We start from the raw sequence: 12,216 nt of genomic DNA on the forward strand, positions 1-12,216 counted from the left end.
AAAAAAAAGTTGTAAATAACTACAACTTTTTAACAAGTGCTTCTTTTAATTAAACGTGGATGTATCTCTTCTTTATAAAAATCTTTTTGTTCGAGATTCGAAATAATATAATTTACATCATTCTTTACTTGTAAATTCAGACAAGTATCAATAGTCGAAATATTCATGAATTTACCAAAATCGCTATTATCAAAACCAAAAACTTTTATATCGTTAGGCACCCTTAATCCTTGAGCGTGAAGATTTGAAATAAATTCTGCGGCCACATAATCAGAATAAGCAACAATTATTTTGGGTGCATCCCGATTATTCAAAAACTTATTAGCTGCTTTTTCCCCCGCTCCTTCTTGTTCAGGATAAAAGAGTTGCCATTGATTATCCGCGTTGGGATATTTTTGATCAATTGCATTAATGGCTTTTAATCTTGCCTTAGTATTGTTTTTAGTAGGATCATTAAGAATATGTCCAACTTTCTGAACGCCATACTTATTATAAATATACTCTAAAATTTCTTTATACAAAGGGTAATGATCTATAAACGAAGAATAAACTTTATTACTCTTTATTCTTCGCCAAGTAACTATCGGTCCATACTTAGCATATCTTTCAATAAACGACCAATCATTACGATTAGCGACAAAGAACAATCCATCTAAAGCATGTAAACGAAAATTATCTAAGATCCTAATTTCATCTTTTTTACTTTTAGTAAAGTAAACAGTAACGTTATATCCTTTTCTTTCAGCAAAATGAGTAACAAAGTTAAGCAAAACACCCACAGAAGGATAATAGCTTTTTGCTATAAAACCGATAGTTCTGGTCTTTTGATCACGTAACTGTCTTGCCAATAAAGATGGAACATAATTCAGCTCATTAGCTGCTAAAATCACTTTTCTTCTCGTTGCATCAGCTACATAGCCATGGCTGAAAACACGAGAAACAGTTGACTTTGAAACTCCAGCTTTTCGAGCTACATCAAAAATATTGGTCAATTTAATCTCCAGTTCATAAGTTAACAACCACAGCCATGGCGTCTATGATGCATCCCTCCAAAAGGCATCCCCATTGGCATTCCCATATGACGGCAGCGATGCATCATTTCATCAAAATCGTTATCTCCCATTCTTTCACGCATAGCCTCCATCCTTTCTTCCATTTCATCAAAGAACTGTTGATCTTCTGGTCCAGCTTCTGCAGAAATACGTTTACCATAAGCATCTTTTAAACGATCCACATAAGAACCAAATTGTTCTAATTCTTCGTCACTAAACTCATTAAGTACATCATCTGTTTCGTTTATAATCTGTTTAACTTCTTTACCCTTATCAGTTAAATCTATCCGCATTACACGTCGATCTGTAGGATCAGGTTGACGTGTGATATATCCTTCACGCTCCAATTTTTTTAAACTCTCATTGAGTGATTGTTGTCTAATACCCAACAAATAACTTAAATCCCTAGTTGTCAAATTTGGCTTAATCTTCAACATTGCCAAAATTCTTCCTTGGCCACGACTTACGTCTTGTAGTGGACTAGCTCCACGATGAGCAAACATATGGAATCTACGCATTGCATGTATTAATCCCATCATCTTATCATTAAAATCCATTCTTAAATCTTTATTCATGTTAATTTCTCCTGTCTTCTATTTTTGTATCAGGTACCTGTAGATTACTTTCAAGCATAATGATACAGGTACCTGTATAAAAATTTACATTTGACAAATAGAAAAAACCGCTTTATCTTGAAAGGGAATTAAATATTGTTCTTCGAGGCAGGGTGAAATTCCCGACCGGCGGTAAAGTCCGCAACCCGTTTTGGCGGTGGAGTCCTTATGGCACCGATAGTATAGTCTAGATGGAAGAAGAATAATTTTTTGTACCCCTTTTTTTGTCGTGCAATAAATTATTTTGATAATGAATTCTATTATTTCGACCTCGGAGTATTCCGAGGTCTTTTTTGTTCTGTTAGGAAGTGATTTTAAATGGAAAAAGATCAGTATTATATGAACTTGGCTTTACAAGAAGCTAAAAAAGGTCGCTTTCAGACTTGGAAAAACCCAATGGTTGGTGCTGTGATCGTTAAAAATAATCAAGTACTAGCTACCGGACACCATATTCATTATGGTCAAAATCATGCTGAACGCGATGCCATTTCAAAACTAACCCCAGAACAATTATTTAATTCAACTTTATATGTCACTCTTGAACCATGCAATCATTATGGAAAACAGCCTCCCTGCTCTGATTTAATTGTAAAAAGTAAGATCAAGCGAGTAGTTATTGGACAAGTAGATCCGCATAAGTTGGTTACTGGTAAAGGAATTGCTAAATTAAAAAGTCACAATATAGAAGTTAAAACCGGAGTTTTAACTAGCAAAATTGAAGAACTTAATAAATTCTATAATTACTTCTACCGAAATAATAAACCGTGGATCACCATCAAAGAAGCTACGAGTCTGGATTACCGTGTTAGTCAAAATAAGAATACTCGTACGAATATCACTAACCAGTCAGTTTACTTCAGAGTACATCAAGAACGTGCAAATTATCAGGCAATCATGATTGGTTCAAGTACTGCAATTATTGACGATCCTTCACTACTTACATCAGTTAAGACCGACTATCCACCAATTAGAGTTATTGTTGATCGTCGTGGGAGACTTTTAAATCATTTAGATTTGAAAGTCTTAACCGATCATCAAAGTCTAACCTGGATTTTCACTCAAAACAAGGATTTAATACGGAAAAAATTCAATGATAATATTCAAGTTTTATTGATGAAAAGTAATGAATTGAGTGAAGTAGTTAATAAGCTAGCTCAAAGGGAAATTCAATCAATTTATGTCGAAGGTGGTCCCACTTTAGCCAGATCATTTTTGAATGAAGACTTAGCTAATGAGTTGATCGACTATATTGCCCCTACTTTTTTAGGAAGTGCCGGGCCAGCTGGAGTTTTACCAAGAGGTAATCTCAATTTACATAATGTACAAATTGAAAACCTAAATAACAATATAAGAATTGACGGTGAGATAAATGTTTAGTGGTTTAGTTCGTGGGGATGCTCACATAAAAAATATTATTAAAAACGATGAAACAATTTTATTAACTGTAAGTTGCATTCCTGATTTTACTAAAAACTTAAAAATTGGAGATTCAATTGCAATTAATGGAACATGCCTAACAGTTGAAAAATTTACAGAAGATAGTTTTCAAGTCACAATGATGCCCCAAACCTATAAAAAGACTACTTTTAAAAATCTAAAGACTGGTGATCAGCTTAATGTAGAAAAATCATTAGAAATTGGACAACGGTTAGAGGGCCACATCGTTACCGGTCATGTTGATGATGTTGCTAAAGTAAAAAGGATTATTCCAAATGAAAATGCAATTGAAATCTGGTTTAAATTCCCTACACGCCTGGAAAATCAAATTGTGCCACAAGGTAGTATTGCGATCAACGGTGTTTCACTAACTGTTATGGATACTAAAGATAATACTTTTTCAGTTGGATTAATTCCCCACACACAAGATGAAACTAATTTATCAGATTTAAAAGAAGGCTCAGAAGTCAATATCGAAACCGATATTCTAGGAAAATATGTTGCGCAAAATTTAGAAAAGAGAGATTAAAATGGATGTTAAAAAAATTCAAAATGCTATCGATTGGATGAAAAAAGGCGGTTTAGTAATCGTGGCTGACGATGAAGACCGCGAATCAGAGGGCGATATGATTGGCCTAGGCTCAAAGGTTACACCAGAAAATGTAAACTTTATGACAAAGCACGCTCGTGGCTTGCTTTGTACTCCAGTAAGCAAGAAAATTGCAGAAAGACTAAAGTTGCCACAAATGCAACAAGACAACACTGACCCATATGGTACCGCCTTTACTATCAGTGTTGATTACAAAACTACTACTACCGGTATTTCTGCATATGACCGAGCAACGACTATTAAAGCAATTGCGAATCCCAATTCTAAACCTGAAGATTTCTTCAGACCAGGTCATTGTTTCCCATTGGTAGCTAAAGATGATCAAATCAAACAGCGAAATGGTCATACTGAAGCTTCAATTGCATTGGCCCACTTAGCTGGAGAACCGGAAGTAGCATATATCTGCGAAGTTATGAAACCAGATGGTCATATGGCTAGACGTACACAATTAAGACAAATCGCTAAAGAATATCATATGCCTTTTTTAACCATCGCCGAACTGCAAGAATACATTAATTCTCCAGCGAGTAAACTTACAGACTTTGTAAATCTACCAACTGAATACGGTGAATTCAAAATTAAAAGTTATGGACATGGCAATGTTGCCTTAATTAAAGGTAATATTGATCCTAGCAAACCAGTACTAACTCGTGTTCATTCCAAGTGTCTAACTGGTGACACTTTTGGTTCTAAACGTTGCGATTGTGGTCCTCAACTTCATCAATCTATGAAAAAAATTGAAGAAAATGGCTCTGGTGTAATTCTGTATCTCAACCAGGAAGGACGCGGAATTGGTTTGACCAATAAATTACGTGCCTACGCTTTACAAGATCAAGGACATGATACATATGAAGCCAATGAATTATTAGGATTCAAAGCAGACGAGCGTAACTACGATGTTGCAGCAAAAATGTTTAAAGACCTTGGAATTAAAGTCATGGATTTGTTAACCAATAATCCAGATAAAATTGATCAATTAGCAGATTACGGTATTACTATCAATCAACGCATACCGCTAGAAATCAAGCCAAATAAGTTTGATTTGTTTTACTTAAAAACCAAGAAAGAAAAGTTCCATCACTTACTAAAATTGAAAGAGGCAGAATAAATGAATGAATATAAAGGTAATTATACAAACATTCACGGTCCAATTGCTATTGTTGTTTCCAAGTTCAACGAAATTGTTACTAAAAATTTGGTTTTAGGAGCTCAAGAAACGTTAAAACAGTTTGGTATCAAAGAGTCCGATGTTGATGTTTTTTGGGTACCGGGTGCCTTTGAGATTGGCTTTACCACTCAAAAATTACTGAACAGCAATAAATACGCCGGTATTATGAGTTTGGGTGCCGTTATCAAAGGTGAAACCGATCATTATTCAATGATTATTCAAAATGTAACTGGTGCAATAATGCAAATGAATTTACAAGCAAAAATCCCTATTACCTTTGGAATTCTAACTACAGAAAATATTGAACAGGCATTACAACGATCCGGACTGAAAGCAGGTAATGAAGGCTCATCTACAGCACAAAGTTTATTAGAAATGATTTCTCTCAATGATCAATTAAATAAATAATAAAAAACAACTGTTTTACTCATTAAGTAATATGGGTAAAACAGTTGTTTTTATTAACTATGCAATTCTTTTCTTAACATCTGTAAGACAATCTTAATTTCGTCATTTTCTTGACTACCAAAGATACGTGTAAAAGATTCATCTTTCTTAAATTCTTGCGTGTAGTCATACTGCTTAGTCAGTTCTTTAATACGATTATCGAATAAAAAGGCTGCATAATTCTTATATTTAAAACATTTTATTTTTGGAACTGGCTCGTCAACATTAATTTCTGAAACAACCCAAATATAATTCTCCATGTTTATTAGTCGCTTTCCATAAATTTATAAAGTAGTCTTTATTTCTGATTATATCACATGCTTACGCACAATTTGTGCTTTATTAAAGATTGTTCCTAATTTAATTGAACCGGTTGCATAAATGACATAAACATAGAGAAAAGACGAATAATATTGACTCATTTGATATTATTTCAAATACTTTTTAGAAATCCAGTATTGTTCCCCAGTTTTATCACGTAATTGGTAACAGAGACCACAATTTTTAATATGCATTTTGGCTACAAAATGATAACTCCGATTTCCCTTTAGATACCTATCAGTTAATTGTCCGTGATCAGAAACTGTTTGTATTCTCTTGCCAGCTCTTACTCGATAAACTTTTTTCAATCTTGTCAAAGCTGGCGCATGGGGATGTCTTTGGTTAAACCACACATCCTTTTTAGTCTTAATCGGTGAATCAAAGTTAAAGTAATAATCACTAGCCAGATACTTAATTTCACCTTTTTTGTTTGGTTTAGCCGTAATCTTTTGTAAAGTTGAATCGTCTAAATTCCAGGTTGGACCGATAAAGGTATACCATTTATTTTTATTTAAATGATTAATCGTGATATAGGCGCGACCAATATAAACATTATTTGGACTGAAATCTTTTTCAGTCACCATAATTGGCTTATCTAGATATGGTGCCCAGAAAAAATCAGTGATTTCAGCAGACTTGATTCTTCCAATATTGGTCTTTAAGTCAGTAACTTTTTGGTTGTATTTAAAATTGTATTGTTCGAGCAAATTATTACGTATTCCAGTAATAGTTCGCATTGGAGCTGAATTAGTAACTGTGATCTTCGTTACTTTCGCTGCTTGAACAGGAGAAGCAATACCCAAAAAGGCAATTAAACTTAAACTAGAAATCAAGGCGACGATAAAATGTTTTCTCATCTTTACACCTTCTCGTATTATTACAAATAGAAAACTGTATTGAAATTTGTACCAACATTTCTAATTTGAGTTTACTACAAATAATTTTCATTAAACATATTCTTTATTAATTTAAAAACGAAAAAAGACCTAAAAGCATCACACTTTTAGATCCCAGTTTAATTTTAATTAGTTAAATACCTAAGCCAAACAGCACCATCAGCATAGCTTTTTACACTCTTTAACTTCAATAGCAACGGATGATTATCAGTTAAGCTGGCTGACCAGTTCTACCATCAACGCCTGGTCCAACTAAAATACTGATTTCATCTACTAAACCAGCTTTCAAGAAACCACCGTTAATTCGGCCACCACCTACAACTGCTAAGCGATCAACTCTAAATTCTTTGTTTAAAATCTCCATTGCTTTCTTCAAATCAACATGTTCTTTACCAGCTGCGATCCAAGAAATATTTCTAGAATTAAGATAGTCAATATATTCCTTTGAAACATTTTCACTGGTTAAAATCAAGTGTGGAAAAACAGAACTAGTCTCCGTCTCCCAAATCATTCGACCTTTGGAATCAGTTACAATGTTATATGAATTAGCAACAGCATTCTTTTGAAATGTAATTTTATCCAATTTTTCTTTAGATTTAGTATTAAAACTGCCTTCTGCCATTTCGGTTTCAGCCGTTACACGACCACTAACCCGAGTTGGTGCACCAATAGTATCTAAAGTCGAATAATATTCACTGTTACCCTTCAGCTGTGCAGTCATTCCGCAATCAATACGGCCATCTACTGAAGTCATCATGTGTACGATAATATAAGGTTTATTCATTATTTTGTCCCTTCTATCTTTGTCAAATACAATTTAACATCTAGGATTAATAATGACCAATACTTATCTAGAATAGCTGACTATGCACTTTAATTATATTAAGACTTTACGCCTTCCTATTTTCGCGTAAATAATCATATAATACACCGTCTCGTAAGCCACAGTTAGAGAAAATGACCTCACTAATCTGCAAGTTCTGTAAGACTAAGCTAATTGGAATTAGACCGCCGATGATAACGTCAGCCCTATTCTTAGCTAAACCTGGAACTTTCATTCTCTCATCTTTATCCATAGAAATTAATTTGCTTACTAAGTCAAAAATATATTTTGGTGGCAAATGCATCCCATGAATATCAGGCAACTCATCAACTTCATCAGTTAACTCCCGGCGATGAATCTTCGCAATCGTCCGGTTGCTGCCACCCAACGCAATCAGTGGCAGATTATGTACCTCGCCCAACCAACGTACAGTAGAAATCTTCTGTCCAGCAGCGTTCATAGCATTATAAAGGTTGCTGGCACTTATCTTATCAGACAATTTATAGTTTTGTGAAAGCAAAACCGCACCAATTGGGACACTAACTCTTTCCTTGCATTCACCGTTCTGCACCCAAATTAGCTCTGTCGATGCGCCACCACAGTCCATGATGATCCCATTTCTGACAGGTAAAGTATTAATCACTCCAACATAGTCTAAATATGCTTCAGTGCTTCCTGAAATTACACTTAAATCAATGCCAACCTGTTCTTTCACCATTTTTAAAAAATCAGCTTGATTCTTTGCTTGCCTTACAGCTGCAGTCGCAACGGCTTTGACTATCACATGGTCATATTGGGTATATTTAGCTTTAAATTCTTTTAAAGCAGCAATTGTTCGTTTCATTGGCTCATCTTTTAGAGTCTTTTCCTTACCCATATTTTCAGACAAACGAACGTATTCACGATAATATCCTTGAACACTATAGCCGCCGTATTCATCAATTTGTGAAATCTGCATTCTGACTGAGTTTGAACCCAGATCGATTACAACTAAATTCGTCATAATTTACTCCTTTAGTTAATCTGTACGCAGTATAAAAATCACTCATCCTTATCGTCAAGGGTTAAATCATTGTCTTCTCTGCGCATTACTTCAAAGGTATCAGGTTCTCTATCCATTTTCTTCTTTTCCTTTAATGCCCGTACCTTTTCCTCAGCTTGACGAATGAAAATCTCTTGTGAATTAACCATCTTCTTGCCACGACGATCAATCATCGTGTAAACATCATTATGTAACACCCGTGCTTTTACATTGTCCGACCACATAGTGTTGTAAATATCAATTGCTCTCTGCTTAAGGTCAGGTTGCAAAACTGGAAAAAGAGTTTCAACACGACGATTTAAATTACGCTTCATCATGTCAGCACTTGAAAGATAGATTTCCTGATTGCCATCATTATAGAAATAATAAATTCGACTATGCTCAAGCAAACGCCCAACTATCGAATGTACCTCAATATTATCACTAATTCCGGGGATATCTGTTCTTAAACAGCATATTCCACGCACAATTAAATGAATCTTAACTCCTGCATGAGAAGCCTGGTATAATTTGGCAATAATTTCAGGATCCGATAAAGAATTCATTTTCATGTGAATTTCGGCTTTTCGTCCCGCTTGAGCAATTGCAATTTCATTGTCGATCTTTTCATTGATAAACTCACGAATATGCTTTGGCGAAATGCGTAATTGGTTAAAATATGGCGGCCGAGAATACCCCGACAGCATATTAAATAGATTAGTTGCATCTACACCAAATTCACGACGGGAAGTGAAAATACCCATATCAGTATAGAAGTGGGCAGTAACGTCATTATAGTTACCAGTACCCAAGTGGACATAGCGACGAATGCCATCTTCATCCCTGCGAATAACCAACGTGATTTTGGTATGAGTCTTTAGGCCCTTCAAGCCATAAATGACATGGCAACCCATTTGTTCAAGAGTTCTAGCCCAATGAACATTATTTTGTTCATCAAAACGAGCTTTAACTTCAACCAAAACAGTTACTTGCTTACCAGCTTGAGCTGCTTCACCTAAGTACTTAATAATCGGTGAATTTCCAGATACACGATAAAGAGTCATCTTGATTGCTAAAACTTGATCATCATGAGCAGCTTTACGAATAAAATTCAATACTGCATCAAATGAATCATAAGGATATTGAACCAAATAATCTTTTTCACGAATATGACTAAAAATATCACTGGATAATTCCAAATCTGGGTCAATATAGCCCTTGATTGGTCCATAACGCAATTTATCGTGTCCCTTAACAGCCCCAGTTAATTTCTTCAAGACAGTTAAATCAATTGGACCGGAAATTTCATAGATTTCATCTTTATTGACTTTTAATTTATCAAATAAACGAGTCCGCAACTTATCGCCCATATCTTTTTCGATTTCCAAGCGGACAACCTTACCATGTTCTCGATCCTTCAATTGTTTCTGAACGCTACGTAAAAAGTCTGATGTATCCCGTTCAGCAACGTCTAAATCCATATCACGCGTAACTCTAAAACAAGCAGCTTCTTTAACTTCATAGCCATCGAAGAACTTACCAATAAACTCCTTAATAATATCCTCTAATAGTACAAAACTATTATCGACATTTGGCAGTTTAACCAAGCGTTTAAAGTTATTTGGCACACGAATCGTTGCATATTCATGCTTGTCGCTCTCTGTATCTTTTAATCGTACAGCAATATTTAATGAATTATTAGCTATAAATGGAAACGGCCGGTTAGTATCATCAGCCATTGGCGTAATCACTGGATAAAGTTCATCAGAGAAGTAACGTCTAACAAATTCATACTGATTAGCATTCAAATCTTTGACATTCTTGATAAAAATATTCTTCTTTTCTAGCAATGGTAAAAGCGAACGCCAATAAGTTGAATATCTTTTTTCAACAGCACGGTGTTCTTTTTTATTGATTTCTGTTAATTGTTCCTCCGCAGTCATACCGGAAGAATCAGTTGTTTTTATACCAGCTGCGACCAACTTATGCAATGAAGCAACCCGTACCATAAAGAATTCATCAACATTGCTTTGAGTGATACCTAAAAAATTAACTCGCTCCAATAAAGGATTGTCTTTATTTCGTGCTTCTTCCAATACACGATCATTAAAGTCCATCCAGCTTAATTCACGATTTTTAAAATATTCTGGTTTACGAAAAGGTTTAGTTTCTTCCTTTTCATTCTTTAAAAATGTACTGCTCATTATCTATTCATACCCTCTTGCTTTAACGTAACTTTTATTCCAAAAACATCTTCAAATAATTTTGCCCTCTTGTTAAAGGACCATCTCTCCAATGTAATATCTGAATTAGTCTTAGCATGAATAATTAAATGATTGTTTGTCTTAATAGATAAAACAATCTTTTTTATCTTTTGTCGATGAGAAGCATCCAGTGCGGTTGCTAAACGCAAAATAGCAGACAATTTAGCTACCTCTAGTTGTATATCAGGAGCTAAATGACGGTAATGATGACCACCAATATCTGGGGCACTATAATCATCATTAATAGTCTGATAACGACAAATTTCACTGACAATCTCATTATCACGATCTGAAAGTCCAATCAATTTGTTTGCATCCAGAATTTCTGCCGATTGTTCAAAACGTCTCTGCTGGTTAACAAAACTACCAATATTATCAACCGTTGCTGCTAAAGCTAACAGAGTACGAGCTTGTTTTGATAAGAGATGCACCTTGCGTAAACGATCAAAAATGTGCAAAGCAAATTTACGTACTTGATTTGCATGGTGCATGTCGACCAAATACCAACTAGCCATATTCTGTGCAGAGGTCATCACAATGTCATTGCTAGCAATTTTTTGATGAGACTTCTTTCCCTCCAACATTAATAGACCAGTGATTACCGATAAATCAGTCACATAGATATCTTTTACATTTAATAGAGATAAAAACTGATGAATTGAAATTGCATTAGGAATCGTATGTACTGCTACAGTTGGTTCTAAATGATACTTTTGAATCATGTCGGCAACAGGCATTTCAATTAATCGATTGTAAAATTGATCAAAATCCTCACGTGAGATCTGGTTAGTACTGTTTTCTTCTTTTAAGAAAGCTGCATTTAAAGCATCTGCGTGCTGAATAATTACTGAGCAAGGTGAGCTATCCTTAATTTGACGAGCCAAATGATCAATTTTAGCTCCCAAATAATCACTAATTACATCAATAGGATCATTAGGCGTTTCGTTAGTAATCTCGGCTAATTGTTGAATTTCGTGTGGTCCTAAAGGCAGGCTCCAGCTAGAAATAAACTTATGGTTCTTAAATAAAGATAGATTTATCATAGCTGAACCCAGACTAAGTAAATAGGTCGACTCGTACTTATTTGCTGTAATATCTTGATTTAAGCTCTTTAAACCACTAAGCACCTTGGCATAGACTATTTGTCCTCCATTGAGCCATTCAATATTTAAGCCAGTTCTTACTCTAATCTGATCAGCAATAAAACTAGCTGACATTTCGTCAATTAACTGTTCATTGCCATAGAACTTGTAGTTCTTAATTTGATATTCGGCTAACTTTAACTTAAAACCCTCAATAGCGTCACAGATCTTGTCCATATCCTGTTCGAACACTTGACTCTTACTATCTGCTTGTACAAAGGATGGTGAATCAATCTTTTCGAGGATCGTAAGGTCATGTAAATCAACGATATTGAGTTGAATCTTATAAGAAGACATGTAAATCATACCAAATAAAGCTTTTTTCATTATTATTTTCACCCATAGATACAATTCATTTTTTAATAATATTCTTTCTAAGAAAATTATATATTAATTTTACGCGTGGTGCTAGTTAAATCGT

The 12,216-nt window shown here is 34.7% G+C and carries 12 protein-coding genes and 1 riboswitch; of the genes, 4 read left to right on the plus strand and 8 right to left on the minus strand.

Translation table 11 applies throughout. From position 1 onward, the window contains the following. Positions 1 to 29: 29 nt before the first annotated feature. The gene (locus tag FC57_RS04480) at positions 30 to 992 is read right to left on the minus strand and encodes a LacI family DNA-binding transcriptional regulator (RefSeq protein WP_040529441.1); all 963 of its coding nucleotides are present in this window, start codon (positions 990 to 992) and stop codon (positions 30 to 32) included. Between the two features lie 20 nt (positions 993 to 1,012). Next, positions 1,013 to 1,627, minus strand: coding sequence for a MarR family winged helix-turn-helix transcriptional regulator (locus tag FC57_RS04485; RefSeq protein WP_007125665.1), 615 nt, complete (start codon positions 1,625 to 1,627; stop codon positions 1,013 to 1,015). Between the two features lie 134 nt (positions 1,628 to 1,761). After that, a riboswitch (FMN riboswitch) is annotated at positions 1,762 to 1,873 on the plus strand. A gap of 111 nt (positions 1,874 to 1,984) precedes the next feature. Between FC57_RS04485 and ribD the strand changes: the two genes are divergently transcribed. From ribD to ribH, 4 genes are read left to right on the plus strand one after another with little or no spacing between them, the layout of a single operon-like run. Continuing rightward, complete coding sequence (gene ribD / locus FC57_RS04490; RefSeq protein ID WP_007125664.1) at positions 1,985 to 3,043, plus strand: bifunctional diaminohydroxyphosphoribosylaminopyrimidine deaminase/5-amino-6-(5-phosphoribosylamino)uracil reductase RibD; 1,059 nt, start codon at positions 1,985 to 1,987, stop codon at positions 3,041 to 3,043. Next, on the plus strand, positions 3,036 to 3,632 hold the full coding sequence (locus tag FC57_RS04495; protein ID WP_007125663.1) for a riboflavin synthase: 597 nt from the start codon (positions 3,036 to 3,038) through the stop codon (positions 3,630 to 3,632). Before ribD ends, FC57_RS04495 begins: the two co-directional genes overlap by 8 nt. Position 3,633: 1 nt before the next feature. Beyond that, on the plus strand, positions 3,634 to 4,821 hold the full coding sequence (locus FC57_RS04500) for a bifunctional 3,4-dihydroxy-2-butanone-4-phosphate synthase/GTP cyclohydrolase II (protein WP_007125662.1): 1,188 nt from the start codon (positions 3,634 to 3,636) through the stop codon (positions 4,819 to 4,821). Next, positions 4,822 to 5,289, plus strand: coding sequence for a 6,7-dimethyl-8-ribityllumazine synthase (ribH, locus tag FC57_RS04505; protein WP_007125661.1), 468 nt, complete (start codon positions 4,822 to 4,824; stop codon positions 5,287 to 5,289). It abuts the gene before it with no gap. Positions 5,290 to 5,342: 53 nt separating this feature from the next. Here ribH and FC57_RS04510 read toward each other — a convergent pair whose 3' ends face one another. From FC57_RS04510 to FC57_RS04535, 6 genes are all read right to left on the minus strand, one after another. After that, entirely contained in the window at positions 5,343 to 5,588 is a 246-nt protein-coding gene (locus FC57_RS04510; protein WP_007125660.1) for a hypothetical protein, read from the minus strand. A gap of 168 nt (positions 5,589 to 5,756) precedes the next feature. After that, entirely contained in the window at positions 5,757 to 6,506 is a 750-nt protein-coding gene (locus FC57_RS04515; RefSeq protein ID WP_007125659.1) for a hypothetical protein, read from the minus strand. Between the two features lie 250 nt (positions 6,507 to 6,756). Then, on the minus strand, positions 6,757 to 7,329 hold the full coding sequence (locus FC57_RS04520) for a dihydrofolate reductase family protein (RefSeq protein ID WP_007125658.1): 573 nt from the start codon (positions 7,327 to 7,329) through the stop codon (positions 6,757 to 6,759). 106 nt (positions 7,330 to 7,435) lie between these two features. Then, the gene (locus tag FC57_RS04525; protein WP_007125657.1) at positions 7,436 to 8,371 is read right to left on the minus strand and encodes a Ppx/GppA family phosphatase; all 936 of its coding nucleotides are present in this window, start codon (positions 8,369 to 8,371) and stop codon (positions 7,436 to 7,438) included. A 38-nt stretch (positions 8,372 to 8,409) separates the two neighbouring features. Further along, positions 8,410 to 10,593: an RNA degradosome polyphosphate kinase gene (locus FC57_RS04530; RefSeq protein WP_007125656.1), complete on the minus strand. Its 2,184-nt coding sequence runs from the start codon at positions 10,591 to 10,593 to the stop codon at positions 8,410 to 8,412. After that, the gene (locus FC57_RS04535) at positions 10,593 to 12,122 is read right to left on the minus strand and encodes a hypothetical protein (protein ID WP_007125655.1); all 1,530 of its coding nucleotides are present in this window, start codon (positions 12,120 to 12,122) and stop codon (positions 10,593 to 10,595) included. Before FC57_RS04535 ends, FC57_RS04530 begins: the two co-directional genes overlap by 1 nt. Positions 12,123 to 12,216: the final 94 nt, after the last annotated feature.

This window comes from Lactobacillus ultunensis DSM 16047 (assembly GCF_001436305.1).
GTDB lineage: Bacteria > Bacillota > Bacilli > Lactobacillales > Lactobacillaceae > Lactobacillus > Lactobacillus ultunensis.